Annotated in this window: 18 protein-coding genes and 1 riboswitch; of the genes, 13 read left to right on the top strand and 5 right to left on the bottom strand. The window is 73.4% G+C overall.

Annotated elements, in window-relative coordinates; genetic code table 11:
• Positions 1-58: 58 nt before the first annotated feature.
• From K7G61_RS17740 to K7G61_RS17715, 6 genes are all read left to right on the top strand, one after another.
• Entirely contained in the window at positions 59-1,834 is a 1,776-nt protein-coding gene (locus K7G61_RS17740; protein ID WP_225847844.1) for a serine/threonine-protein kinase, read from the top strand.
• 80 nt (positions 1,835-1,914) lie between these two features.
• Positions 1,915-3,834, top strand: a complete 1,920-nt coding sequence (locus K7G61_RS17735) for a serine/threonine-protein kinase (RefSeq protein ID WP_225847843.1) — start codon at positions 1,915-1,917, stop codon at positions 3,832-3,834.
• Between the two features lie 178 nt (positions 3,835-4,012).
• On the top strand, positions 4,013-6,214 hold the full coding sequence (locus tag K7G61_RS17730; protein ID WP_225847842.1) for a protein kinase: 2,202 nt from the start codon (positions 4,013-4,015) through the stop codon (positions 6,212-6,214).
• Positions 6,215-6,486: 272 nt separating this feature from the next.
• On the top strand, positions 6,487-8,148 hold the full coding sequence (locus K7G61_RS17725; protein ID WP_225847841.1) for a serine/threonine-protein kinase: 1,662 nt from the start codon (positions 6,487-6,489) through the stop codon (positions 8,146-8,148).
• A gap of 134 nt (positions 8,149-8,282) precedes the next feature.
• On the top strand, positions 8,283-9,890 hold the full coding sequence (locus K7G61_RS17720; protein WP_225847840.1) for a succinic semialdehyde dehydrogenase: 1,608 nt from the start codon (positions 8,283-8,285) through the stop codon (positions 9,888-9,890).
• Positions 9,891-9,923: 33 nt separating this feature from the next.
• Complete coding sequence (locus K7G61_RS17715) at positions 9,924-11,828, top strand: GMC oxidoreductase (RefSeq protein ID WP_374204153.1); 1,905 nt, start codon at positions 9,924-9,926, stop codon at positions 11,826-11,828.
• 377 nt (positions 11,829-12,205) lie between these two features.
• Here the strand turns inward: K7G61_RS17715 and K7G61_RS17710 are convergent, their stop codons facing one another.
• Positions 12,206-12,577: a chorismate mutase gene (locus tag K7G61_RS17710; RefSeq protein ID WP_225847839.1), complete on the bottom strand. Its 372-nt coding sequence runs from the start codon at positions 12,575-12,577 to the stop codon at positions 12,206-12,208.
• A 202-nt stretch (positions 12,578-12,779) separates the two neighbouring features.
• On the opposite strand from K7G61_RS17710, the gene guaA reads away from it, so the two are divergent.
• Together guaA and K7G61_RS17700 are read left to right on the top strand one after the other, a co-directional pair.
• Positions 12,780-14,450, top strand: a complete 1,671-nt coding sequence (gene guaA, locus K7G61_RS17705; protein ID WP_263984517.1) for a glutamine-hydrolyzing GMP synthase — start codon at positions 12,780-12,782, stop codon at positions 14,448-14,450.
• Between the two features lie 124 nt (positions 14,451-14,574).
• Positions 14,575-15,114 carry a DoxX family membrane protein gene (locus tag K7G61_RS17700; RefSeq protein WP_225847837.1) on the top strand — a complete coding sequence of 180 codons (540 nt, stop codon included), beginning with the start codon at positions 14,575-14,577 and terminating at the stop codon, positions 15,112-15,114.
• Positions 15,115-15,279: 165 nt separating this feature from the next.
• Here the strand turns inward: K7G61_RS17700 and K7G61_RS17695 are convergent, their stop codons facing one another.
• Positions 15,280-16,653, bottom strand: coding sequence for a PspC domain-containing protein (locus K7G61_RS17695; RefSeq protein ID WP_225847836.1), 1,374 nt, complete (start codon positions 16,651-16,653; stop codon positions 15,280-15,282).
• Positions 16,654-16,777: 124 nt separating this feature from the next.
• Between K7G61_RS17695 and K7G61_RS17690 the strand changes: the two genes are divergently transcribed.
• Both K7G61_RS17690 and K7G61_RS17685 read left to right on the top strand, forming a co-directional pair.
• The gene (locus K7G61_RS17690) at positions 16,778-18,097 is read left to right on the top strand and encodes an ATP-binding protein (protein WP_225847835.1); all 1,320 of its coding nucleotides are present in this window, start codon (positions 16,778-16,780) and stop codon (positions 18,095-18,097) included.
• Complete coding sequence (locus tag K7G61_RS17685; protein WP_225847834.1) at positions 18,094-18,867, top strand: response regulator transcription factor; 774 nt, start codon at positions 18,094-18,096, stop codon at positions 18,865-18,867. Before K7G61_RS17690 ends, K7G61_RS17685 begins: the two co-directional genes overlap by 4 nt.
• 22 nt (positions 18,868-18,889) lie before the next feature.
• On the opposite strand, the gene K7G61_RS17680 is transcribed toward K7G61_RS17685, so the two are convergent.
• Positions 18,890-19,201, bottom strand: a complete 312-nt coding sequence (locus tag K7G61_RS17680) for a hypothetical protein (RefSeq protein WP_225847833.1) — start codon at positions 19,199-19,201, stop codon at positions 18,890-18,892.
• A gap of 368 nt (positions 19,202-19,569) precedes the next feature.
• On the opposite strand from K7G61_RS17680, the gene K7G61_RS17675 reads away from it, so the two are divergent.
• The 3 genes from K7G61_RS17675 to K7G61_RS17665 all read left to right on the top strand — a co-directional run bounded on the left by K7G61_RS17675 (position 19,570) and on the right by K7G61_RS17665 (position 22,700).
• The gene (locus tag K7G61_RS17675) at positions 19,570-20,112 is read left to right on the top strand and encodes a DUF2231 domain-containing protein (RefSeq protein ID WP_225847832.1); all 543 of its coding nucleotides are present in this window, start codon (positions 19,570-19,572) and stop codon (positions 20,110-20,112) included.
• Between the two features lie 789 nt (positions 20,113-20,901).
• Complete coding sequence (locus K7G61_RS17670; RefSeq protein ID WP_225847970.1) at positions 20,902-21,705, top strand: GH25 family lysozyme; 804 nt, start codon at positions 20,902-20,904, stop codon at positions 21,703-21,705.
• A 413-nt stretch (positions 21,706-22,118) separates the two neighbouring features.
• On the top strand, positions 22,119-22,700 hold the full coding sequence (locus K7G61_RS17665; protein WP_225847831.1) for a Uma2 family endonuclease: 582 nt from the start codon (positions 22,119-22,121) through the stop codon (positions 22,698-22,700).
• Between the two features lie 101 nt (positions 22,701-22,801).
• On the opposite strand, the gene K7G61_RS17660 is transcribed toward K7G61_RS17665, so the two are convergent.
• Positions 22,802-23,860: a C40 family peptidase gene (locus tag K7G61_RS17660; RefSeq protein ID WP_225847830.1), complete on the bottom strand. Its 1,059-nt coding sequence runs from the start codon at positions 23,858-23,860 to the stop codon at positions 22,802-22,804.
• A 6-nt stretch (positions 23,861-23,866) separates the two neighbouring features.
• A riboswitch (cyclic di-AMP (ydaO/yuaA leader) is annotated at positions 23,867-24,022 on the bottom strand.
• Between the two features lie 215 nt (positions 24,023-24,237).
• On the bottom strand, positions 24,238-25,380 hold the full coding sequence (locus K7G61_RS17655; protein WP_225847829.1) for a C40 family peptidase: 1,143 nt from the start codon (positions 25,378-25,380) through the stop codon (positions 24,238-24,240).
• Positions 25,381-25,391: the final 11 nt, after the last annotated feature.

Here is a 25,391-nt window from a genome sequence, read left to right as displayed (position 1 = left end):
GCGGTGTGCGCCTGGCGCGGAAAGGGCGCGTGACGGGGGAGCGGGCGAAAGGCACGACATGGTCGGACAGGTCGACGAGGGGCGGTTGGTCGCCGGCCGGTACCGGCTGATCGAGCGGATAGGCCGCGGCGGCATGGGCACGGTCTGGCGGGCGGAGGACGAACTGCTCGGCCGCCAGGTCGCGGTGAAGAAGCTTCACCCGCCCCAGCCCCACATGATGGACGACGAACTGGCCACGCTCTTCGAGCGCACGCGCCGCGAGGCCCGCGCCGCCGCCCGCATCAGCCACCCCAACGTCATCGTCGTGCACGACGTGGTCGACGACGCCGGGCTGCCGTCCATCGTCATGGAGTACGTGCCGTCCGTGACGCTCGGCGAACACCTCAAGCAGCACGGCCCGCTGACGCCCCATGAGGCCGCCAGGGTCGGCCGGGCCATGCTCGCCGCCCTGCGCGCCGCGCACCAGGTCGGCGTCCTGCACCGCGACGTCAAGCCGGGCAACGTCCTGCTCGGCCAGGGGGAGAACACCGGCTCGGGGACCGCCGGGAGCGGCCGGGTCGTCCTGACCGACTTCGGCATCGCCCAGGCCTCCGGCACCTCCACGCTGACGCGCACCGGCGAACTCATCGGCTCCATCGACTTCCTGTCGCCGGAACGCATCCGCGGCGCGATGCCCGGCCCCGAGTCGGACCTGTGGGCGCTGGGCGCCACCCTCTACCAGGCCGTCGAGGGCGAGGCGCCCTTCCGCCGGCCCACCGCGATCGAGACCGCGTACGCCATCGCCGAGGAGGACGTCGCCCCGGCCGCCAACGCGGGCGCCCTCACCACCGTCATCACCGGCCTGCTCGCCAAGGAGCCCGGCCGGCGCCTGTCGGCCGACCAGGCCGAGCACATGCTGCGGCTGTCCGAGGCCGAGCGGGAGACCAGGCCGGTCGAACGCTCCGGCTTCGCGCGGCCCGAGCCGCCCACGGTGGGGCTGCCGCGCACGGAGTACGGTCCCGGACCCGCCGCCGGGGCCGGGGCCGCGGCAGGGGCCGCGTCCGGCGGCACGGGCGGCACCGGCGGCCACACGCCCCCGTCCGCGTACCCGCCGCCCCAGGCGCCCATGCCCGCGCGGTTCCCCCCGCAGACGCCCGCGCACACCTCCGCCCGGACCCTCGCGCCGCCTCCCGCGCGCCGCCGCCGGGCCGCGCCCTGGATCGCCGCGGCCGTCGCCATGGTCCTGCTGGGCACGGGGGCCGCCATCGCGGCGAAGCGTTTCCGCTCCGACCACAAGGCCGCGGGACCGACGCCCACCACGACCGGCACCGGCCCGGCCGGCCCGACCACGTCGGCCCCGCCCACGACGTCCCCGACGACGCCCGCCCCGCCGCCCGTACCCGCCGGCTACCACCTGGCCAGGCAGCCCGACCACGGCTACGCGCTGCCCGTGCCCGACGGCTGGAAGAAAACGGTCACGGACAACGGCGACCAGGTGAGCTGGGTGGACCCGACCGGCCTGGTCGGACTGAAGGTCAGCGCGCTGCCCTTCGCCAGCACCGACCCCTACCAGCACTGGCTGACCCTCGAACCGCAGACCCGCTCCCAGGTCAAGAACTACCACCGCGAGCGCCTCCAGCCGACGACGCGCGGCGGCGAGGCCGCCGCCATCTGGCAGTTCACCTTCAGGGGCTCGCTGCGCGAGTGGCGCGCCATAGACCTGGGCTTCGGCAAGCCCGGCGGCACCGAGTACGCGGTCTACCTGTCGGCCCCCAAGGCCGAGTGGGACGCGCACCTCGACGTGTTCGACACGGCGGTGGCCGGGTTCCGCGAGACCGACGCAACAGCGGGCTGACCGGGTCGGGTTGGCGCCCCGTCGGCCCGGTCGGGGATGATGGCAATTCACACGCCGCCGTTTTGCAGCAGAGGGACACCATGAGCGAGCACGAAGGTACCGAGGGCGTCGAAGGTGCCGAGGGCCGTGTGCTCGCGGACCGGTACCGCCTCGCCGACGTGCTCGGCAAGGGCGGCATGGGCACGGTGTGGCGGGCGACCGACGAGACGCTGGGCCGCTCGGTCGCCGTCAAGGAACTGCGGTTCCCCGGAAACGTCGACGAGGACGAGAAGCGCCGCCTGGTGACCAGGACCCTGCGCGAGGCCAAGGCGACCGCGCGGATCCGCAACACCGGCGCCATCACCGTCTTCGACGTGGTCAAGGTGGACGACCGGCCCTGGATCGTGATGGAACTGGTCGAGGGCAGGTCGCTCGCCGACGTGATCCGCGAGGACGGCCCGCTCACCCCCAAGCGCGCGGCCGAGGTCGGCCTGGTGCTGCTCGACGTGCTCAAGGACGCCCACAAGGAGGGCATCCTGCACCGCGACGTGAAGCCGTCCAACGTCCTCATCGGTGACGACGGCCGCGTGGTGCTCAGCGACTTCGGCATCGCGCAGATAGACGGCGACCCGTCCGTGACCTCCACCGGCATGCTCGTCGGCGCCCCCTCGTACATCTCGCCGGAGCGCGCCCGCGGCAGCAAGCCCGGCCCGCCCAGCGATCTGTGGTCGCTGGGCGCGCTGTTGTACGCGTCGGTCGAGGGCCGGCCGCCGTACGACAAGGGCTCGGCGATCGCCACCCTCACCGCGGTGATGACCGAGCCGGTGGGACCGATGGCCAACGCCGGCCCGCTCGCCGAGGCCATCACCGGACTGCTGGCGAAGGACCCCGAGCGGCGGCTGGACGAACCGGCCGCGCGCCGGCTGCTGAACGCGGTGGCGTACACCCCCGAAAGACCCGTCGCGCCCCCGGCGCCCCCGAGCGGCGAGACGCGTACCGCCGTCCTTCCCGTCGACCCCCAGCCCACGCCGACCGACGCGCCCCCCGCCGCCCGCCAGGCCGCCGCCGACCAGGCCCGGCTGCGCGACGCCCTGCGCTCCCTGCGCCAGGCCCCCGCCAAGCCCGCGCAGACCAACGGCCAGAAGAGCGGGCAGAAGAGCGGCCAGACGCCGGCGCGGACCCCGGCCGCCCCGGAGCACGGCACCCCGGTGGGCGCCCCGCCCCCGCCTCCCCGCGCGCCGCTGAGCGACGTGGTCCCCCGCCGCACCATGATCGTGATCGCCCTGGTCGTCCTGGCCGTGCTGGGCACGGTGATCGGGATCGCGGTCGCCAACTCCGGCGGCGGCCACAAGAACTCCGGCTCCCCCGGCACCAAGACGTCCCCCTCGCGCGGCGCCGGCGGCCACTCGGGTACGAAGGGCGGCACACCGTCCGCCTCCCACGGCGGGTCCGGCGGTACGAGCGGCACGAGCACGGCCTCCCCGTCGGCCTCTTCGGGCGGCTCGGCCTCCGCCTCCCCGTCGTCGGGGGCGTCGGGGTCACCGGGGTCGTCCGGCTCGCTCCCTGCGGGCTACAAGACCTTCACCAACGACAAGTTCCACTTCTCGATCGCCCTGCCCTCGGACTGGCACTGGACCGGCACCACGTCGGGCGACTCTGGCGCCATCTACAGCGCCCACGGCGGATACCCCCGGGTCCAGGTCGACTTCACCTCGCACCCGGGCAAGGACGCGGCGGCCGCCTGGCGCGCCAACGAGCCCGACGTGGCCTCGTCCAGCAACGGCTACCACTTCCTTTACATCAAGTCGGTCCCCTACCGCGGCTACCGCACCGCCGCCGACTGGGAGTTCCTGCGGACCGCGAGCGACGGCACCAAGGTCCACGTGCTCGACCGCGGCTTCGTCACGGACGGCAGCCACGGCTACGCGATCATGGTCTCGATGCCGGCCGACCAGTGGGACTCCCCGTCGATGACCGCCATGCGGCAGGCCTTCTTCTCCTCCTTCCAGCAGCTCCGCTGACGCGGCGTCGGGCGGAGTAGCGGCGGCGCGGGGCGGGTAAAGGCATCGCAGCCCGCAAAGCAGCCCGCCGAGTCCGTCGCGGCACGTATGGTGAAGAGCTGAGGACTGTCCGGAGCGGGTTCTGTGCGAACCGGACCGTCCGGTGCCGCAGTTGGATCGGGCCCGAGAGGGGGGCACCGTGGAGGAATACGCGGGACGGGTGCTCGCCGACCGGTACCGGCTGCCCCGGCCGCCCGCCGACGAGTTCGAGCTGGTCGAGACCCGGGCCTTCGACACCTACAGCGGCCAGGAAGTGCTGGTCCATCAGGTCCTGCTGCCCGAGGTGCTGACGGCGGAGGACGCCGACGCGCCGGGGGGCCCGGGCGGGACCGGCGGCGGCACCGGGGACGGCGGGGACGGCGGCGAGCCGCTGGGCGACACCGCCCGGCGCGCGCTGGAGGCGGCGAGGGCCGCCGCCGCGATACCCGACCACCCGCGGCTGGTCCAGGTCTTCGACATCTTCGTCGAGGGCGGCAGCCTGTGGATCGCGAGCGAACTGGTGTCCGGGCGCCCGCTGGCCGCCCTCCTCGCCGAGCGCCCGCTGGACGCCTACCGCGCCGCCGAGGTCGCCTCCGACGTCCTCACCGCGCTGCGCGCCCTGCACGCCAACGGCTGGACCCACCGCAACGTCACCGCCAGTACGGTCCTCGTCTGCGACGACGGCCGGGCCATGCTCGGCGGGCTGGCCGCCGGCGCCGCACAGGAGGCGCTGTGCGGTTACGATCCGCTGCCCGAGGAGGTGCTGGCCGGCGGCGAGGCGGCCGAGCCGTCCTGGCACGGCCCGCGGTCGGCGCTGGAGCAGGAGCGGGCCCGGCAGAACCGGATCACGGTGGTCGGCGCGGTCACCGAGCGCTGGGCCCCCGAACAGGCCCACGAGGTGCACGAGAACTGGCGGCTGTCGCCCCCGGTCGGCCCGGCCGCCGACCTGTGGGCGCTGGGTTCGCTGCTCTTCCGCAGCGTCCAGGGCCATCCGCCCTTCCCCGAGGAGAACGCGGCCGAGCTCGTCCAGTTGGTGTGCGCGGAACCGCCGGCGTTCGCCGAGGACTGCGGGCCGCTGCGCCCGGTGGTGGAGTCGCTGCTGCGGCCCGACCCCGAGGAGCGTCCCGAGGCCGAGGAACTGGGCGGCTGGCTGCGCTCCCTGATCCGGTCCGCGCCCGAACCCGACCTCGGCGCCGAGACGGTCCAGGTCCCGGCCGACCCGGCGAAGCTGCCGGTCAAGCGGCGCAAGGGCGAGCTGGTACGGCGCCGCCGCCGGTCCGCGGCCCCCGACGGCGGCCCCCAGCACCGCAGGCACGCCCGCGGCAAGCAGGCCAAGTCCGTCAAGCCCGCGAAGCCGGCCAAGTCCGCCGATCCGGCGAAATCCGCGAAGTCCGCGAAGTCCGCCGGGCAGGCCGCGCGGCCGGGACCGGTAGCGCCCGCCGCGGCCTTCGCCGCCCCGCCCGCCCCGGCCCCCGCGGCCCCGGCGCCCGCCCCCGCCCGCCCCGCCGGGCCGGCCGCGCCGGGACCCGGCCGGTTCCGCGGCGCCGGCTCCCAGCTCCGCCACGAGCAGCACGAACGCGAACAGGTCGTCTACCGCAAGCCCCAGGCCGGCGCCGGCTCGCCGCGGCGGCTGGGCAGACGCGCGCTGATCGCGGTGCTGGTCGTCCTCGCGGCCGCGGTGGTGTACGCCCTGGTGGCGATGCCGCACCGCGGTACCGGCAGCCAGGGCGCCACCGGGGACCGTTCGGTGCCGGCCCGCGTGTCCGGCGGCGACGGCGGCGGTCCCGGCGGCAAGGACACCGGCCGGCCCACCACGACCCCGTCCACCACGGCTCCGCCCACCACCGCGAAGGCCACCCACCCGGCGACGAGCGCGCCCCCGCCCGCCTCACCGTCCCTGACCGCGCCGCCCGACCTCGGCCCGGACTTCGCGCTGCGGACCGACCGCGCGGGCTTCACCGTCGCCGTCCACACCGGCTGGCAGCGGACGGCCGGGGGAAGCGGCCAGGTCGTCTTCACGGGCAGCGACCTGCGGATGACCGTGGTCCCGGGCCGCGACAAGGCGTCGGGGGACAGCAGTGACCCGCTCGCGTACCAGCTCGTGGAGCCCGAGCTCGGCGACTTCCGCGACTCCGGCTGGTCCTCGGCCTCCGGCCTGCAGACCCTCACCGTGCGCGGCCACCCCGCCGCCGAGGGCGAGTACACCTGGCGCGACGCCGACGACAGGACCGTCTACGCCCGCAACCTCGCCGTCCAGATCGGCGGCCGCTACCACGTGGTCCTCGTCTCCGGCCCGGACAGCGAGCGGGCCGCCGTACAGCGCGCCTTCGACAAGGCCGTGGAGACCTACACGGCGTCCTGACCGGCCGGTGGGGGCGGCCCCTCAGGTGTGGGGATCGTGTGCTTGGCCTCAGAGCTCCGAGCAGAATGGGCGTCCTGCTCGCGACGCCTGGCACCGCACCTCTCCCCCTACCTTCGGCGGGAGGCACCCCCAGTTGCCGATTCGTCCGAGTACGCCCAGTACGAGGACGAACCGGCGCCTTGCGATGTACGGCACCAGACGCCGCGAGCTGACCGGACGCCCATTCTGCTCGGAGCTCTCAAGGCGGAGCCGGGGTCGGGCATGATGGCCGTATGTCAGGTGACGGGGGCCGGAGACAGACCATGGCCGAGCGGCAGTCGCGCGACATGGTCGCGGGCCGGTACCGGATCGAGGGGCGGCTCGGCCGCGGCGGCATGGGCACGGTGTGGCGTGCCACCGACGAGCTGCTGCGCCGTCAGGTGGCCGTCAAGGAACTGCACCTGCCCGACATCGGGCTGACCGAGGTCGAGGCGGGTGACCGGCGCGAGCGCGCGCTGCGCGAGGCCCGGAGCGTGGCCAGGATCCGGCACCCGCACGTCGTGGTCGTCCACGACGTGGTGGAGCAGGACGGCCGCCCGTGGATCGTCATGGAGCTGGTCGACGGCCGCTCGCTCGCCGACGTCCTGCGGGACGACGGTCCGCTGGACCCGCGCGAGGCCGCCCGGATCTGCGCGGCGGTCGCGGGCGCGCTGCGGGCCGCCCACGACCACGGCATCCAGCACCGCGACGTGAAACCGGCCAACGTCCTCATCGAGCGCGACACCGGCCGGGTGGTCCTCACCGACTTCGGCATCGCCCGGGTCCCGGGCAGCGCCACCATCAGCGAGACCGGCTCGTTCGTCGGTTCGCCCGAGTACACCGCGCCCGAGCGGATGTCGGGGCGCGGCGCGGGACCCGAGTCCGACCTGTGGTCGCTGGGCGCCCTGCTGTGCGCGGCCGTCGACGGCCAGTCGCCCTTCCACCGCGAGTCGATCGGCGAGATCGTGCACGCGGTCGCGATCGACGACTTCACGCCGCCCGCCACGGTGGGGCCGCTGCTGCCGGTCGTGAGCAGCCTGCTGGACCGCGACCCGGCACGGCGGATGGCGGCGGCCGAGGTGCAGACGGTCCTGATGGCGTACGCGGTGACCGGCGCCGAGCCGGACACGCCGGTCCTGCCGAACCCCGAAGGCCCCGGGGACGGCGGGGCGGCCCCCGCGTCCCACGTGCCCGCCGGGCCGGAGCCGGCGGGCACGGCGGTCCCCGCCGGTACCGACCGGCCCGCGCCGGACCGGCCGGGTGCGGGCCGCGGGCGGATGGCCTTCGGGGCCGTCGCCGTGACCGTGCTGGCCGTGGTGGCGGGCGCGACCGCGGCGATCGTGGTCACCCGGGGAGAGGCCGGCGGCGCTCCCTCGCCCACGACGGTCACCACGACCGCCTCCCTGCCGCCGCTGGGCCACACGGCCCCGCCGACGACGCCCGCGCCCACCACGGGACCCGCGACGACCCCGGCCGGTTTCCGTACCGTCCACGACCCCGCGGGCTTCACCGTGGCGCTGCCCGCCGGCTACGTACGGCAGGACCAGCCGCCGCGGGTCTACTACTGGTCGGCCGACCACGCCTTCCGCTTCGGCGAGCGCAGCCAGCGGACCGACCCGCGCGGCCCGTACGCCGTGCTGCGCGACCAGGACCTCGCCTCGCAGGGCAGGAACACCCAGTACCAGGGCTACCGCGACGGCATCATCACCCGCACCACCCAGCACGGACAGGCCGCCGCCTTGTGGGAGTTCACCTACGACGGCTTCCCGGACGGCGGCGGCCCGCGCCGCACCTTCGACCTGTGCTGGACCCAGGACGGCCGGATGTACGACATATGGCTGTCCTCGCCCATCGAGCGCGTGGAAGAGGCCCGTCACACCTTCGACACGGCACGGGCCACGTTCCGGCCGCGCTGACCGGACCACCCGGTACCCGCGGGGGAGCCGTTCGCCGGAAAGTGCCACCGGGGACTGGCTTGGTTGGCAAGCTCACCCCAAAAACAGCTACTGACGGGTATCCACAGGGCGCCCGGCAGTCGTAACCTCCCCGCATGACGGAATCGCCGAGCACGCCGCCCGCCGACGCGAACCCGGTCGCGCCCCCCGGCGGCCGGGAGCCGCACGACGTCGTCACCCCTGACGTGGTCGCCCGGCTGGTGAAAGGCGTCACCGGGTCCGGGCGGACCGTGAGCCACACCCCGCTGACCGGCGAGAAGCTGGCCGACCTGCCGGAGACGAGCCCGCGGGAGGTGGCCGAGGCGTTCGACCGGGCGCGGGCGGCGCAGCGGGACTGGGCTGCGGTACCGGCCGGGCGCCGCGCCGCCGTCCTGCTGCGGTTCCACGACCTGGTCCTGGCCCGGCAGGCCGAGGTGCTGGACCTGATCCAGGTGGAGACCGGCAAGACCCGGCTGCACGCGCACGAGGAAGTGCAGGTGGTGGCGATGGCCGCCCGGCACTTCGGGTTCCGCGCCCCGGCGTACCTGCGGCCCAGGCGGCACACCGGAGCCATCCCGGTACTGACCAAGACCGTCGAACTGCGCCGGCCCAAGGGCGTGGTGGGCCAGATCGCGCCCTGGAACTACCCGTTCGAGCTGACCATCGGCGACGCCCTGCCCGCGTTCGCGGCCGGCAACGCCGTGGTGATGAAGCCCGACACCGAGACCGCGCTGACCGCCCTGTGGGCGCGCGAGCAGATGATCGAGGCCGGGCTGCCCGCCGACGTGTGGCAGGTCGTCATCGGCGACGGCCCGGTGGTCGGTCCCGCCGTGGTCGAGCACGCCGACTACGTCTCGTTCACCGGCTCCACCCGCACCGGCCGGGAGGTCGCCCAGCGTGCCGCCGCCCGCCTGATCGGCGCCTCCCTCGAACTCGGCGGCAAGAACGCCCTGCTGGTGCTGCGCGACGCCGACCTGGACAAGGCCGCCGACGGCGCGGTCCGCGCCTGCTTCGCCTCCGCCGGGCAGCTGTGCATCTCCATCGAGCGGCTCTTCGTCGACGAGTCCGTCGCCGACGCCTTCCTGGAGAAGTTCGTCGCGCGCACGAAGCGGATCAGGCTGGGCACCTCCCTCGCCTACGGGGCCGGCATGGGATCGCTGGTCGGCCCGCGGCAGCTGGAGACCGTCACCCGGCACGTCGAGGAGGCCAGGGAGAAGGGCGCCCGGGTGCTGGCCGGCGGCCGCGCGCGGCCGGACGTGGGCCCGTACGTCTACGAGCCGACGATCCTCGACGGCGTCGAGCCCCCGATGGCGGTCTGCGCCGAGGAGACCTTCGGGCCGGTGGTGTCCGTCTACCGCTTCCGCGACGAGGACGAGGCCGTCGAGCGGGCGAACGCCACCTCGTACGGCCTCAACTCCAGCGTGTGGACCCGCGACACGCGCCGGGGCGCGCGCCTCGCCGCCCGGCTGAACTCCGGCACGGTCAACGTCAACGAGGCGTACGCCTCCGCGTACGGCAGCGTCCGCGCGCCCATGGGCGGCATGAAGGACTCGGGACTCGGCCGCAGGCACGGCTCGGAGGGCATCCTCAAGTACACCGAGGCGCAGACCGTCGCCACCCAGCGCCTGCTGCCGATGGGGCCGGCCCTGGGCATGACAGACGAGAAGTACGCCGCGTTCCTCAGCCGCTCCCTGAAGCTGATGAAGACGCTGCGGATGCGCTGACCCCCCCCGTACCGCCGAATCCCGGAGGACCCCGTGCCACAGGACACCGACGGCACCGGCCCGCACGACGCCGACGGCAGCGACGCTGCCCGCGACACCGGCCGCGACACCGGCCGCGACACCGGCAGTGACACCCGCAGCGACGACCCGTACGACTACGACGTCATCGTGGTCGGCTCCGGGTTCGGCGGCTCGGTCGCCGCCCTGCGGCTGACCGAGAAGGGCTACCGGGTCGGCGTCCTGGAGGCCGGCCGCCGCTTCGCCCGCCACGAACTGCCCAAGAACTCCTGGGACGTCCGCGACTACCTGTGGGCGCCCGCGCTCGGGCTGTACGGGATCCAGCGCATCCACGTCCTCGGCAACGTCCTGGTGCTGGCCGGCGCCGGGGTCGGCGGCGGCTCGCTGAACTACGCCAACACCCTGTACGTGCCGCCGCCCGCCTTCTTCCAGGACCGCCAGTGGGGGCACATCACCGACTGGCAGGAGGAGCTGGAGCCGTACTACGACCAGGCGCGGCGCATGCTCGGGGTGCGGCTCAACCCCACGCTCACCCCCTCCGACGTGCACCTGCGGGCCGCGGCCGAGGCGATGGGGGTCGGCGACACCTTCCACATGGCGCCGGTCGGCGTGTTCTTCGGCGACGGCAAGGACGCGGGCGGTGCGGAAGGGGCGAAGGCGGCGCCCGGCGAGGAGGTCGCCGATCCGTACTTCGGCGGCGCGGGTCCCACGCGCCGGGCCTGCACCGAGTGCGGCGAGTGCATGACCGGCTGCCGGCACGGCGCCAAGAACATGCTCACCGAGAACTACCTGCACCTCGCGGAGCGCGCCGGCGCCGTCATCCACCCGATGACCACCGTGGTGGACGTCACCGAGCACGCCGAGGGCGGCCACCAGGTCACCACCGTGCCGACCGACCGCCGCGGCAAGGGCCCCCGGCGGGTGCTGCGGTGCCGCCACGTGGTGCTCGCGGCGGGCACGTACGGGACGCAGACGCTGCTGCACGCGATGCGCGACACAGGCAGGCTGCCCGGCCTGTCCGCGCGGCTCGGCGAGCTGACCCGCACCAACTCCGAGGCGCTGGTGGGCGCGCAGACCTCGGCGCGCCGCTACCGCAAGCGCCACCCCGGCCGGATCCCGGACTTCACGCAGGGCGTGGCCATCACCTCCTCCGTGCACCCCAACGACCACACCCACATCGAGCCGGTGCGCTACGGCCGCGGCTCGAACGCGATGGGCTCGCTGTCCACGCTGGCGGCGCCGTACAAGGGCAGGCTGCCGCGCTGGGCGGAGTTCCTCGGCAACAACGTCCGCCACCCGGTGCTGGCGCTGCGCTCGCTGTCCAACTACCGGTGGTCGGAGCGGACGATCATCGGCCTGGTGATGCAGACCAGCGACAACTCGCTGACCACGTACCGGAAGACCAAGGGGCTGGGCAAGGGCCTGCTGACCGCCCGTCAGGGGCACGGCGCTCCCAACCCCACCCACATCCCCGAGGGCGCGGAGGCCGCCCGGCTGCTGGCCCGGGAGATCAACGGCTTCGCGGGCAGCAACATCGGCGAGGCCGCCGAGCGCCCGATGACCGCGCACTTCCTGGGCGGCTGCCCGATCGGGGAGGACGCCGGCCACGGCGTCATCGACCCCTACCACCGGCTGTACGGGCACCCCGGCATCTCGGTGGTCGACGGCTCCGCGGTCTCCGCGAACCTCGGCGTCAACCCGTCGCTGACCATCACCGCGCAGGCCGAGCGGGCGATGGCGCTGTGGCCCAACAAGGGCGAGCCCGACCCGCGGCCGGCCCAGGGCGAGGGCTACCGGCGGATCGCACCCGTCGCGCCCGCCGCACCGGCGGTGCCGGAGGACGCCTTCGGCGCGCTGCGGCTGCCGCTCCTCCCGGTCCCGGCGGTCCCGCCGAAGGCACCCGCGCCCGGAAAGCCGTGATCGCCGCGATCGCCCTGAAAAGGCGGTAATGTTGCCTGCGCGGAGCGGCCGGTCCCAGGCGTCCCCGGGAGCCGACCGCCTCTTCGAGTCGCGACCGGGCCGCTGTCCCCTGCCGTCCGGTCGCTGGACGCCGGTGCGAGGTCCCACGGCGGCCGCACGACAGCGGCCGCCTCATCGCACCGGTCACACCTCGCCCACACGCGCGTGGTGCTGGTTGCACCGCCCCTGGCTGGCACGGACACCTCCTCCAACGAAGGGCCGGCGACCCGGTCACGTGCCGATCGGGTGATCCGCCTGAACGGGGTTGCCGCACAGCGCGGCTCCCGCCCGGCCCCTCCCGTACGCACCGCGCGAGTCCCCGCCCCGGCCGCCCCGGCTCACACCTTGCCGCGGCACAGTTCCAGTAGCGTCATGGCCAGCGCGGTGCCGGGCCGGCCGAGCGCGTCGCCGTAGGCCCGCAGGATCTCCATCTCCCTGGCCAGGTGCACCCGCCTCCCGCCGCTGCCGACGCGGGCGGCCTGCACCTCGGCGGACACGTTCATCCGCTCGCGTACGAGGTCGATGAGGCGGGCGTCGAGGGCGTCGATCCGGCGCCGCCGCTCGGCGATGAGCGCCTCGGGACCGGCCTCGGGACCGGCGGTGGGGGCGGTGGCGGTGGCCGGGGCGGGGACGCCGGCGGGAACGGGAGCCGGATCGGCCGCGGGGCGGGCGGTCGGGGCGGTCCGGGGGTCGGTGCCGGGAAGGGTCATGGTCTGCTCCTTTTCTGGTGGCCGGCTGACGTGCTCGCCGAAAGGCCTGAACCGGCCGGGCCCGACCCGCGGAACGCGAAAGGCGCCCCGGGCCGTGTGGCCCGGGGCGCCTTGGTGAGTCGCTCGTCAGTCGCTCACGCGACGCGACCATGGCAGCCGGACCGGCCGGGTGCCGTAGGTAAACGCGAAGGTGGGCGAGTTCATGAGGCCGAGTGTAGCGAAGGTAGACTCGGGACCCGAACCCCCCGAAACCACCGCCGGAAGGCCGCCCGTGGCAAGCCCCGCCCCCGCCGTCCCCGACGCGACCGACGTGCGTACCGACACCGTCCTCGTCGTCGACTTCGGTGCCCAGTACGCCCAGCTCATCGCCCGCCGCGTGCGCGAGGCGCGGGTGTACAGCGAGATCGTGCCCTCGACCATGCCGGTCGCCGAGATGCTGGCGAAGAACCCCAGCGCGGTCATCCTGTCCGGCGGCCCGTCCTCGGTGTACGAGGAGGGGGCGCCCGGGCTGGACCGGGCGCTGTTCGAGGCCGGCGTGCCCGTCCTCGGCATCTGCTACGGCTTCCAGGTGATGGCGACCGCGCTCGGCGGCACCGTCGACAACACCGGGGCCCGGGAGTACGGCCGCACCGCGCTGACCGTCGCCAAGCCCGCCTCCACCCTCTTCGAGGGCACCCCGGCCGACCAGTCGGTGTGGATGTCCCACGGCGACGCCTGCTCGGCGGCCCCGGAGGGCTTCACCGTCACCGCCTCCACCGACGTGGTCCCGGTCGCCGCCTTCGAGGACGACGCCAAGCGGCTGTACGGCGTCCAGTACCACCCCGAGGTGCTGCACACCACGCACGGCCAGCAGATCCTCGAACACTTCCTCTACCGCGGCGCGGGCCTGGCCCCGACCTGGACCACCACCAACGTCGTGGACGAGCAGATCGCCGCGATCCGCGCCCAGGTCGGCGACCGGCGGGCGATCTGCGGTCTGTCCGGCGGAGTGGACTCCGCGGTCGCCGCCGCCTTGGTGCAGCGGGCCATCGGCAAGCAGCTGACCTGCGTGTACGTCGACCACGGCCTCATGCGCAAGGGTGAGACCGAGCAGGTCGAGAAGGACTTCGTCGCCGCCACCGGTGTGCAGCTCAAGGTGGTCGACGCCTCGGAGCGGTTCCTGGCGGCGCTGGCCGGGGTGTCCGACCCCGAGCAGAAGCGGAAGATCATCGGCCGCGAGTTCATCCGGGTCTTCGAGCAGGCGCAGGCCCAGATCGTGGCCGAGGCGCCGGACGACCAGCCGGTGGAGTTCCTGGTCCAGGGCACCCTCTACCCGGACGTGGTCGAGTCCGGCGGCGGCACCGGCACCGCCAACATCAAGTCGCACCACAACGTCGGCGGCCTGCCCGAGGACCTGGAGTTCGAACTCGTCGAGCCGCTGCGCAAGCTGTTCAAGGACGAGGTGCGGATGGTCGGCCAGGAGCTGGGCCTGCCCGACGAGATCGTCCACCGGCAGCCGTTCCCCGGCCCGGGCCTGGGCATCCGTATCGTCGGCGAGGTCACCAAGGAGCGGCTGGACCTGCTGCGCGAGGCCGACCTCATCGCCCGCGAGGAGCTGACCGCCGCCGGCCTGGACCGCGAGATCTGGCAGTGCCCGGTGGTGCTGCTCGCCGACGTCCGCAGCGTCGGCGTCCAGGGCGACGGCCGCACCTACGGCCACCCCGTGGTGCTGCGCCCGGTCTCGTCCGAGGACGCCATGACCGCCGACTGGTCCCGGCTCCCGTACGACGTCCTGGCCCGCATCTCCACCCGCATCACCAACGAGGTCAAGGACGTCAACCGGGTCGTCCTCGACGTCACCAGCAAGCCCCCGGGCACCATCGAGTGGGAGTGACTGCCAGGACCGGGACCGGATCTCCATCCGGTCCCGGTCCGCGTTGAGCGGCTCGCCCGCCGTCTGCGTACAGCTCTCCGAAACCGCCGCCACGGCCGGCGGCGGCGAGGAGAGGTGGTCGACGATGCTCGAAACGGTGCGGGACACCGCACGCCGGTACGCCCTGCTGCCGCTGCGGATCTTCCTCGGTGCGACCTTCGTCTACGCCGGGCTCGACAAGCTCACCAGCCCCACCTTCTTCACCGACTCCGCCCCCGGCTCCCTGGTCGGCATCCTGCACGGCGCCAAGGGCGGCGCGGCGATCCCCGCGATGGTCGACCTCGCGCTGAAGGCGCCGCACGGCTTCGGGTACGCCATCGCCTTCGGTGAGATCGCGGCGGGCCTGGGCACCCTGGCCGGGCTGCTCGGCCGGGTCGCTGCGGCCGGCGGCGCCCTCGTCTCGCTCAGCCTGTGGCTGACGGTGAGCTGGCCGACCACCCCGTACTACTACGGCAACGACCTGGCGTACCTCATGGCGTGGCTGCCGCTGGTGCTGGCCGGGGCGCCCTACCTGTCGCTGGACGCGCTGATCAGGCGGCGTCGTACCGGTGGTCGCCGGGTGCCGGGTGCTCGCGGGCCCGCCTCCGCGCGCGCAGGCTCCGTACGAACCGCACCCCCTGCGTGAGGATCGCGGTCGCCGCCGCCAGGGCGATCCCGGCGACCGCCATCGGCACCGAGCGACGCGGGTACGACAGGTTCCACACCCCGCAGGAGTCCAGAACGAACGCGGTGCTCATGAAGAGCAGGACCAGGCCCATCACGAGGGCCGCCGGCTCGAAGCGGTGCCGCCTCATCGGTCCACCGTCACATGGCCCACGCCCAGCTTCACCCGCACGTCGATCGTCCCCGTGGACAAGGTGCCCGGGGCGGGGGCGTACGTGACCTGCTTGTGCTGTCCGACGTTCACGCCGTCGTCTCCATGGTCGATCCTGTCCGGCGGGGACACGTTGCCGATGCCGAGGTCGTAGTGCAGATGCACGGTGGCGTCCGCGGGCAGCCGCAGTTCGACCTCGCCCACGCCCACCGTCACGCGGGTCGACACGGTGGCCCCGTTGAGGTCGAGTGCCGTCAGGTCCAGCGTCCCCTTGCCGCCGCCGAGGGAGTACGCCTCGTGCACCGCCGCGACCTGGACCGGGCGCCAGGTGCGCCCGCCCATGCCGTGCCCCTCCTTGGGCAGCGCGGACGCGCCGATCAGGGCGGCGATCGTCAGCAAGGAGAAGAACACCGTGCCGCCGCGCGCCCGGCCCGCGAACGACGATATGACGAACGCGACACCGAACACCCCGAGTGCCGCCGCCAGCCCGATCTCCAGGCTGGCGCCGGCGGTCCGGTACGGCCACGACGCCCCCGTGCCGACGGTCGCGGCGGTCACCGCCAGCAGGAACGTCAGCAGGGGCAGCACCCAGGCCTTCTCCCGGCGCTCCGCCTTCTTGCGCTCCCGCCATGCCGCGCGGTCGGTGTCCGAGTACGGGCCGTCGTCGGGGCCCCACAGGTACGGCTCCTTGACGGCCGGGTCGCGCCACCACGACGGCGAGCCGCCCGGCTCCGGCGGGGCCTGCGCGGCGGGCGGCGCGTCCGCGACGGCGTTGGCCACGGCGGTGGAGACCCCGCCCACGCCGCCGCCCGCCGCCGCCTGCTCGCCGGCCGCCACCGCGACCCGGCGGCGCTGCGACCAGTAGACCGCGCCCGCGGTCGCGGCCAGCAGGATCAGCGAGAACGCCTGGTTGCCGCTGTTGCCGAGCATCGACGCGTACAGGCCGCAGCCGACCAGCGTCATCAGGACGGCGGCCAGCGGGGCGCCCTCGATGCGTCCGGACAGCAGCCGGTGCGCCTCGCTCTCCTCCTCCCGGCCGCCCGGGCCCTCCTGCGGCATCACCAGCCAGCCCAGCCCGTACACGATCAGGCCGATGCCGCCGGTCAGCGAGAGCACGGCCAGCACGATGCGGAAGATCACCGGGTCCACGCCGAAGTAGCGCCCGGCGCCCTGGCAGACGCCGGCCAGGACCTTGTGGTGGCGGGCGCGCGTCAGCCGGAGCCGGTCCCCGTCCCGGGTTCCGTCCCCGTCCCGGGGCCGGTCACCGTCCCCGTTCCGGTCCGGGTCGCGTCCCGGGTCCCGGCCTGGGTCCCGGTCCCGCGCTTGTGCCTTCGGCGGCTCGTCGGTCATGCGTCCCATGGTGACCGCTTCCACCGGCCCCGCGGCACCGGGCCCGACCCTGGTCCGTCCCTGATCCGATCCCGGGGGACAACCCTGATGCCGGGGGCGGTGCCGCTGTGTGACGATCGGAGGCATGTCAGCCAGCAGCCCGCCGTCCGCCACCCATCCCGGGCGCCCGGCCGGATCCGCCGGACCCACCGGCGCGTCCTTCCTCGCCCCGCCGCCCGAGCCCGACGTGCGCAAGCTCTACCGCAGCTCGGAGGGCCGGTGGGTGGGCGGCGTGGCGCGCGGCCTGGCCGGCCACCTCGGACTGCCGGTGCTGTGGGTACGGGTGCTGTTCATGGTGCTGTCCGCCTTCAACGGCATCGGGGTGCTGCTCTACGCACTGTTCTGGTTCTTCGTGCCGCTCGGCCTCGGCGGGGTCGCCGAGGCCAAGGAGCCGCGCGACGCACGTTCCTGGCTGGCCGGCAAGCGCCCCGACAAGGGGCAGATCATCGCGCTGGTGGCGCTCGCCGTCGGCACGGGCGTCCTGATCGACAACCTCAACCTCGGCGCCGCCAACCGCGCGGTCTGGCCGCTGCTGGTGATCGGGCTGGGTGTCGCGCTGGTGTGGCGGCAGGCCGACAACGCGCGCAAGGCCCGCTGGCTGGAAATGAGCCACCGCAAGCGGTTCTGGCCGCTGGCCCGGGCCGCGGCCGGCGTCTTCCTGGTCGTGGCGGGCGTCACCGGCTTCATCGTGGTGCGCGGCAACGGCAGCCACCTCGGCGGCATCCTGCAGGCGGCGCTGGCCGTCCTGGTCGGGGTGGCGCTGATAGCCGGCCCCTACCTGGTGCGGATGACCCAGGACCTGTCGGCGGAGCGGCTGATGCGCATCCGTGCCCAGGAGCGCGCGGAGGTCGCCGCGCACGTCCACGACTCCGTCCTGCACACCCTGACCCTGATCCAGAAGCACGCCGAGGACCCGCGCGAGGTCTCCCGGCTGGCCCGCGCCCAGGAACGCGAGCTGCGGGCCTGGCTCTACCGCCCCGACGGCACCGGGCGCGACGACGAGCCGGCGACCGTCGCCGAGGCCGTGCGCGCAGCCGCCGCCGAGGTCGAGGACGCGCACGGGGTGCCCGTGGAGGTGGTCTGCGTCGGCGACTGCCCGCTCGACGAGAAACTGGGCGCGCAGATGCAGGCCGCACGTGAGGCGATGGTCAACGCGGCCAAGTACGGTGGCAGCGCGGCCGGAGAGCCGGTCCAGGTCTACGCCGAGGTCGAGAACGCCCGCGTCTTCGTCTCGGTGCGCGACCACGGCCCGGGCTTCGACCTCGACCAGGTCCCGGACGACCGCATGGGCGTACGGGAGTCGATCATCGGCCGGATGCAGCGCAACGGCGGCTCCGCGCGGCTGCGGCCCGCGCCCGGCGGGGGTACGGAAGTGGAACTGGAGATGGAGAGGGTGGCGGCATGAGCACGGGCGAGGGCACGGGCGGGGGCTCGGTCGGGGGCGGTACGGACGCCGGCACCGGGAGGGGCGCCGGAGGCGGCACGGACGCCGGCGGCGGTACGGGGGAGGGCGCGCGGCGGGTGCGGGTGGTGCTCGTCGACGACCACCGGATGTTCCGCACCGGGGTGCAGGCCGAGATCGGCGCGACCGACGCCACCGGCGTGGAGGTCGTCGGCGAGGCCGCCGACGTGGAGCAGGCGGTCTCCGTCGTCACCGCGACCCGGCCGGAGGTCGTCCTGCTCGACGTGCACCTGCCGGGCGGCGGCGGCGTGGAGGTGCTGCGCCGGTGCGCCGCGCTGATGGCCGACCCGCAGCGGCCGGTGCGCTTCCTCGCGCTGTCGGTCTCCGACGCCGCCGAGGACGTGATCGGCGTGATCCGCGGCGGCGCGCGCGGCTACGTCACGAAGACCATCACAGGACCCGACCTGGTCGCCTCGATCTTCCGGGTCAGGGACGGGGACGCGGTCTTCTCGCCGCGGCTGGCCGGCTTCGTGCTGGACGCCTTCGCCTCCACCGACGCCCCGCCCGTCGACGAGGACCTGGACCGGCTCACCCAGCGCGAGCGCGAGGTGCTGCGGCTGATCGCGCGCGGCTACGCGTACAAGGAGATCGCCAAGCAGCTCTTCATCTCGGTGAAGACCGTCGAGTCGCACGTCTCGGCGGTGCTGCGGAAGCTGCAGCTCTCCAACCGGCACGAGCTCACCCGGTGGGCGACGGCCCGCAGGCTGGTGTGACCGGGGGCGGGCCGGTCCCGGGTCAGTGGTCGTCCGGCCACAGCAGCGTGTAGTTGGGGACCCGGACCGAGCGCTGCTCGACCGGCGTGTGCAGGGACTCCATCGGCACGCCCTCGGGGACCTCGCAGCGGCTGAGGTGGATGCCGAACAGGCAGCCGTCGCACCAGAAGGCGGCGTAGCCGATCCGCTCCTCCTCCGTGCCGGTGAACGTCAGCCGCAGTCGCCGCGCGCCGCAGTTGGGGCACCCGCTGTCCTCGACCGCGGCCGGCAGCGCCTTGTAGTGCTGCTCGAACACCGACAGCCAGTCACCCCAACCCGCCGTCAGGGCACGCATGTCCGACCTCCTCGTCGTCTGCTTCCGCGTCCGCCCCCAGGGGCGACAGCCGACGTTACGCCTCCCCGGCCGCGCGGGGGCGCGTATCGGGCGAACGGTTACGGTGCCGTGCCGTTCGCCCCCTGGACGGCCGCCCGCGAAGCCCCCGTCCCCGTATTTCTTCCGTCCGGCCCGGGCGGCGGAGCCGGAGAGCCGGCGTCCACATGGCCCGGCCCTGCGGCCTTCCGCCCGGCCACGGCCCGCACGGCGGCCGCGTGCGCCGGTACATTGGCCCCTTCGACCGGCGCGTACGCCGGCACGCGGTCCAGTGTGTGAGTAACCCCTGTTCTCAGAGGGGACTCAGAAGTTGGTGTGACAGCGTGCGGCTCATGCTGACCAAGTTCAACGGGCTGCCGGCCCATGTCCTCTTCGTTCATTTCGTCGTGGTTCTGGTGCCGCTGACCGCTCTGCTCGCGGTCGCCTGCGCCGTCCGGCCGAGCTGGGCCCGCCGCCTCGGGCTCGCGCTGCCCGTGCTCGGGCTGGTGACACTGGGGATGGTCCCGGTCACCACGCACGCCGGCGAGTGGCTGGAGAGCCGGGTCGGAGACTCCCCCCTGCTGCGCAAGCACACCGAACTGGGTGACGGACTGCTGCCGTGGGCGACCGGTCTCTTCCTGGTCACCGCCCTTGTGTGGTGGCTGGGCCGCCGGGCGCCGCAGGAGCCGGACCCGGCCGCCGCGTCCGCCTCGGCCGCTCCGGCGTCCGGCTCCCTGGCGTTCGCCTCCACCACCTGGTTCCGCGTGATCGCGGCCGTCGTCACCGTGGTCATCGCGGTCGGCGCGGTCGTGGACGTCTACCGAATAGGCGACTCGGGCGCGAAGGCCGCCTGGACGGGCGGCTTCTCCTCCAGCCCCCAGCACCACAAGGGCTGAACGCGGCCCACCGACCCCACCCCTCGGACCCCCGACCACCGGGCCCTCGGCCCTCGACCCCCCACACCCGACACCCGCCGCCGCCCCGGAGCACCGCACGGGGCGGCGCCATCACGAGCGGGTGCCGCCTCACAGGCCGATGTCCCGTTGTGCCTCCGCGAGGATCTGCGACATCGTGCTCATGGCAGAACGGAACTGCGCCTCCGTGCTTCGGGGGGCGCCCGAAACCCGCTCGGCCTCACGGAGCGCGGCTGCCCGCGCCGGCCCGCCGGTGCCCAACGGGCACGGTCCTCTCCCGCACAGCGTCCGGCCGGTGGCGGAACGGGGGGCTTCCAGGCCGTGAAAGTTCGGGGCGGCGGCGCCGATCGTCCCAGGCCCGCGGGGCGGGCGGTGGACTGGACCAGAGATGGTGCCGGAAACCCCTTTCCCGTGGGTAACTTCTGCCTATTATTGTCGCGTCCGCGACAAGCGGCTGGCCGGCTCGGCCCGCCGCGGCCTCACGCGCGTACACGCACGCCCGCACTCACGCACGCCCGCACGGCACGCCCAGCAGCCCCCCGTGCCCGGCACTCCGGGTGCCCGCGACCCGCACCTCCCCCCCAGTAGCGGTACCGAAGCAGCGCCGGCGAATGTCAGCCTCATAGCTACGCGAGTAGATCAGCAGTTCGTGTCACCCGTCCCCTCGTTACCGGAAAACGCCCAGGAGGAGCCTTGTTCTCGCGAACGCGCACCACCCAAGCCCTGACGGTGATCGGCGTCCTCGGCGCGAGCGTCGCGCTGACCGTGACCATGACGGCGGGCACGGCCTCCGCGCGGTCCGCGCCGTCGGGCGACCCCGTCCCGCTCGGCCAGGGATACGCGGGCGTCGGCTACATCCAGGACGGCAAGGACTTCAAACCGGACACGCGCCCGCTCCAGCTCACCCCGCAGGGCGTGGTCAGCCCGGACTTCGCCTCCAGCCCCCCGCCGGGCATCGACGTCTCGCACTACCAGGGCACCATCAACTGGGCGTCGGTGAAGGCGGCGGGCATCCAGTTCGCCTGGATCAAGGACACCGAGGGCACCTCGTACAAGGACCCCGACTTCAACGCGAACTACCTGCACGCCTACAACAACAAGGTGATCCGGGGCGCGTACCACTTCGCGCGGCCGGACCTGTCCAGCGGCGCGACCCAGGCGACGTACTTCGCCAACAACGGCGGCGCCTGGTCGGCGGACAACCTGACGCTGCCCGGCATGCTCGACCTGGAGGGCGGCTGCTACAGCAAGTCGGTCAGCGCGATGCAGTCGTGGATCCTGGACTTCTACAACACCTACAAGACGAAGACGGGCCGTGACGTGGTCATCTACACCAGCGCGAGCTGGTGGAACTCATGCACCGGCGGCTGGAGCGGCATGTCCTCGAGGAGCCCGCTCTGGGCGGCGAGCTGGACCTCCGCGGCCGACCCCGTCATCCCCAACGGCTTCCCGTACGCGACGATCTGGCAGTACACCGACTCCGGATCGGTGAGCGGCGTCTCGGGCGCCGTGGACCGCGACCGCTTCAACGGCGACCACTCCCGCCTGGTGGCCCTGGCCAACAACACCGCCTGAACACCGCCCGAAAACCACCTGAGCGCAGCCCGAGAACCGCCTGACGCGCCCGCGGCCCGCAAGAGCCCCGGGGGGAGCCGTTCCCGCTCCCCCCGGGGCTCCCCCCTGCCCTCCGCCCGTAGTCCGCGGATGCCCGTGGCCCGCTCAACCGTGCCCGGGGACAGGGGAGATGACGCCCGGTGACCGGCTTGCGGCAAAGGGTCACATGTCCGTAGTGTGCGGGATCCGGGCTTATGAACCGGAGAATTGGTACGGAATACGGGATACGGGATGCCCGGAGTCGTGTCGAGGGGCGGGTTTGTGCGAACCGAGCGGCTCCGGACGGCCATCCGTATGCGAGAAAGGATCACCGCGTGAGCGTGACGCACGCGCCTCCCGAAAGAAGGGCACTATGGGGGGGAGGAGGCGACGCCATGACCCCGAGGACCACTGACGACCGGCCGCAGATGCTTGTCGAGGAGTTCGAGCAGATCGAAGCCACGGCTCCCGAGACGGTACGGCTGGAATTCATCAACGGAAAGATCGAGGTCAAGCCCGTGCCCGACGGGAATCACGATGAAATCGTCATGTGGCTCGTGAGGCGCTGCATGCAACATCGTCCTGAACTCACGCTCTACACGGAGCGTGGCCTCAGCATCGGGACGTACCGCAAGGGGCGCGCACGGCCCGACGGGACGCTGGCGCCCGAGGGACACTTCGCGGGCCAGGGTGAATGGGCCGAGCCCGACGGCGTGCTCATGACCGTCGAGGTCACCTCCCACGACGCCGACACCGATCGGCGCGACCGTCACGAGAAGCGCGACGGTTACGCGGCCGCCGGTATCCCCGTCTACCTTCTCGTTGACCGCGAGGATCTGACGATCACCGTCTTCAGTGAGCCGGAAGACGGCAAGTACCGCAATGTCACCTCACGTCCGTTCGGCGCTGACATCGAACTTCCGGCCCCGGTCGGAATCACGCTGCATGCGGAAAAACTGAAGGACTACGCCGACTGAGCGACGTCCCCCAGCGGGACAGCCCTCGCGGGTGCCGGTTGCCGTGCCCGGGGGCCCGGCCGGCCGATCGGTCGATCAGCAGGCCGGCCGGGCGTGGCGGGTCAGGCGATCCGGCGGGCCGCCGCGAACGGCATCCAGTCCATCGGCGCGATCTCGACCACCGCCCCGGTGTGCGGGGCGTGCACGATCTGGCCGTTGCCGAGGTAGATGCCCACGTGGCTGATGCCGGAGTAGAAGAACACCAGGTCACCGGGCCGCAGGTCGGACTTGGAGACGGCGACGCCGTCCGTGACCTGGTCCCAGGTGGTGCGGCCGATGGTGATGCCGGCCGCCTTGTACGCCGCCTGCGTAAGCCCCGAGCAGTCGTAGGCGTTGGGGCCGGTGCCGCCCGAGACGTACGGCTTGCCGCGCTGGGCCAGCGCGAACTGGATCGCGGCGGCGGCCCGGCCCGAGGCGGGGCCGTTGTAGGTGTACGAGGACGGCGACGACGAGGACGACGAGGACGACGAGGACGACGGGTGGTCGAGCTTGGCCAGCTTCGCCCGCTGGGCAGCGGTGAGGCTGTTCAGCAGCTTCTGCGCGGCCGCCAGCTTGCTCTGCACGTTCTTCTTCTGGGCGGCCAGGCTGTTCTGCGCGGCGGTCAGCTCGTTCAGGCTCGCGGTGGCCTGCTGCCGCTGGATGCTCGCCTGCTCCTGCTGGATCCTGAAGGTCTTCAGCGCCTGCTCCTGCGTGCTGGACAGGCGGTCCATCAGGTGGTTCTGCTGCAGGAACTGCTCGGGGTCGTCCGACAGGAAGAGCTGCGTGGTCTGGTCGAGGCCGCCGTCGCGGTACTGCGCGCTGGCGAACTGGCCCAGGATCCGCCGCGTGTCGTTCATCGCCTGCGTCTTCTCGGCGACCTGGGTGAGCAGCTGGTCGGCCTTCGTCCGCTGGTCGGCGGTCTTCTCCTTGGCCTGGTCGTACTGCTGCGTGGCCACTTCGGCCTGCTGGTTCAGCTTGTCGATCTGCGCCTTCACCTGGCTGATCGACGGCTGCGCGGGCGCCGCGTTCGCGCTCTCGCTGAGCAGGGTGACCGAGGCGAGTGCCGCCGCGGTGACGCCGACCGCGGCGCGCGGGGCGGTCGCGGCGAGTAGAGACGTACGCGGCTTGCGGTGCGACGCCAAGGAGGCGACTCCTTCCGTGGACCGCTGACCGGGTTAGCTGACGGGTTCGGGCTGGGAAGGCCGCCCTACGGGTCGACGCCTGTCGGCGTCTGTCCCGATTCACCCCAAAACGCTGTTGGGTCCCCGGCTCCGGCCGCCGGCCGGATTAAGCGGAGGTGGCGTGCTGCCGGCCCTTTCACCGGCGGGAGGCGCGTCACCTAGCGGGCTACCGTAGTCAACTCTTTCGAGTGATGGGAAGTTTGGATCGCAATGTGACCGAAATCGCTTTGTGACATTACTGCTTGTGCGGGACGTGGTGGGTCATTGCCGGACATGCGGGTGTGATCGGTCATCGGCCCGCGAATGCGGACCGGGACCGTCTTTCCGGAATCCGGCGTTCAATACGGACGGACCGCCGCGTAGAAGGGCATCTCCGTGATCGGGGCGATCTTGACCACGGTTCCGGTGTGCGGCGCGTGGATCATCTCGCCGTTGCCGATGTAGAGGCCCACGTGGCTGATGTCGCTGTAGAAGAAGATCAGGTCGCCCGGCCGCAGGTCCGACTCCGACACCCGCGTCCCGACGTTCACCTGGTCCCAGGTGGTGCGCGGCAGGTCGATGCCGGCCGCCTTGTACGCCGCTTGCGTCAGCCCCGAGCAGTCGTACGAGTCCGGGCCCGTCGCGCCCCACACGTACGGCTTGCCGAGCTGGTTGCGGGCGAAGGCGATCGCCTTGTCGGCCTGCGAGGAGGTGCCGGGCGCGGACGGCGCGGGCGTGCCGTTGGCGGCGGCCGCCTTCGCCGCGGCCTCCTGGGCGGCCTTCTGCTTGGCGGCGAGCTGTTCCGCCAGCTTCTTGGCCGCCGCCCTGGCCGCGGCCTCCTGCTTGGCCCGCAGCGCCGCCAGCCGCGCCTTCTCCTGCGCGGTCAGGCTGTTGAGCAGGTGCTGTGCCTCGGAGAGCTTGCTCTGCACGTCCGCCTTGGCCGCCTTGAGCTGGGCCTGCCGTGCGGTCAGGGCGGCCAGGCTCTTGGCCGCCGCGACGCGCTGCTGGGTGGCGGCGGCCTGCTGCTCCCGGTAGGACTCGACGGCCTGCCGTTGCCGGTCGGCCAGCACACCGGTGAGGTGGACCTGGTCGACCAGGTCCTGCGGGTCGGAGGACATCAGGTAGCGGGTGGTGGTGTCGTCGCCGCCGTCGCGGTACTGCGCGGCCGCGTACCGGCCGAGCTGCCGGCGCGCGTCGTTGAGTGCCTGGGTCTTGCGGGCCGCCTGCTCCAGCAGCTTGTTGACGGTCGCGTTCTGCTGGGCCGTCAGCTCCTTGACCCCGTTGTACTTGTCGGTCGCCACCTCGGCCTGGTGCATCAGCGAGTCGACCTTCGCCTTCACCTCGGCGATGGACGGCTGCGCGGGCCTGCTCGGCGCGGGGGTGGCGCTCGCGCTCTCGCTGAGCAGGGTCACGGTCGCCAGTGCGGCGGTGGTGAGACCGACCGCCGCGCGCGGCCCCGGAGAGCTGAGCAGCGCGGTTCTGGCCTTGCGGTGCGTCGCCATGGAGGAGCGGC

It is taken from the genome of Streptomyces sp. HPF1205 (assembly GCF_020400825.1).
In the GTDB taxonomy this organism is placed as follows: domain Bacteria; phylum Actinomycetota; class Actinomycetes; order Streptomycetales; family Streptomycetaceae; genus Actinacidiphila.
This window is presented reverse-complemented; position numbering and strand designations above follow the sequence as displayed.

What these genes read in the sequence shown, in the direction of transcription:
- K7G61_RS17740 (WP_225847844.1), top strand. Translation starts at nt 59, where the DNA reads ATGGTCGGACAGGTCGACGAGGGGCGGTTGGTCGCCGGCCGGTACCGG.
- K7G61_RS17735 (WP_225847843.1), top strand. Translation starts at nt 1,915, where the DNA reads ATGAGCGAGCACGAAGGTACCGAGGGCGTCGAAGGTGCCGAGGGCCGT.
- K7G61_RS17725 (WP_225847841.1), top strand. Translation starts at nt 6,487, where the DNA reads ATGTCAGGTGACGGGGGCCGGAGACAGACCATGGCCGAGCGGCAGTCG.
- K7G61_RS17720 (WP_225847840.1), top strand. Translation starts at nt 8,283, where the DNA reads ATGACGGAATCGCCGAGCACGCCGCCCGCCGACGCGAACCCGGTCGCG.
- K7G61_RS17710 (WP_225847839.1), bottom strand. Translation starts at nt 12,577, where the DNA reads ATGACCCTTCCCGGCACCGACCCCCGGACCGCCCCGACCGCCCGCCCC.
- guaA (WP_263984517.1), top strand. Translation starts at nt 12,780, where the DNA reads ATGAGGCCGAGTGTAGCGAAGGTAGACTCGGGACCCGAACCCCCCGAA.
- K7G61_RS17700 (WP_225847837.1), top strand. Translation starts at nt 14,575, where the DNA reads ATGCTCGAAACGGTGCGGGACACCGCACGCCGGTACGCCCTGCTGCCG.
- K7G61_RS17695 (WP_225847836.1), bottom strand. Translation starts at nt 16,653, where the DNA reads ATGACCGACGAGCCGCCGAAGGCACAAGCGCGGGACCGGGACCCAGGC.
- K7G61_RS17690 (WP_225847835.1), top strand. Translation starts at nt 16,778, where the DNA reads ATGTCAGCCAGCAGCCCGCCGTCCGCCACCCATCCCGGGCGCCCGGCC.
- K7G61_RS17685 (WP_225847834.1), top strand. Translation starts at nt 18,094, where the DNA reads ATGAGCACGGGCGAGGGCACGGGCGGGGGCTCGGTCGGGGGCGGTACG.
- K7G61_RS17680 (WP_225847833.1), bottom strand. Translation starts at nt 19,201, where the DNA reads ATGCGTGCCCTGACGGCGGGTTGGGGTGACTGGCTGTCGGTGTTCGAG.
- K7G61_RS17675 (WP_225847832.1), top strand. Translation starts at nt 19,570, where the DNA reads ATGCTGACCAAGTTCAACGGGCTGCCGGCCCATGTCCTCTTCGTTCAT.
- K7G61_RS17670 (WP_225847970.1), top strand. Translation starts at nt 20,902, where the DNA reads ATGACGGCGGGCACGGCCTCCGCGCGGTCCGCGCCGTCGGGCGACCCC.
- K7G61_RS17665 (WP_225847831.1), top strand. Translation starts at nt 22,119, where the DNA reads ATGACCCCGAGGACCACTGACGACCGGCCGCAGATGCTTGTCGAGGAG.
- K7G61_RS17655 (WP_225847829.1), bottom strand. Translation starts at nt 25,380, where the DNA reads ATGGCGACGCACCGCAAGGCCAGAACCGCGCTGCTCAGCTCTCCGGGG.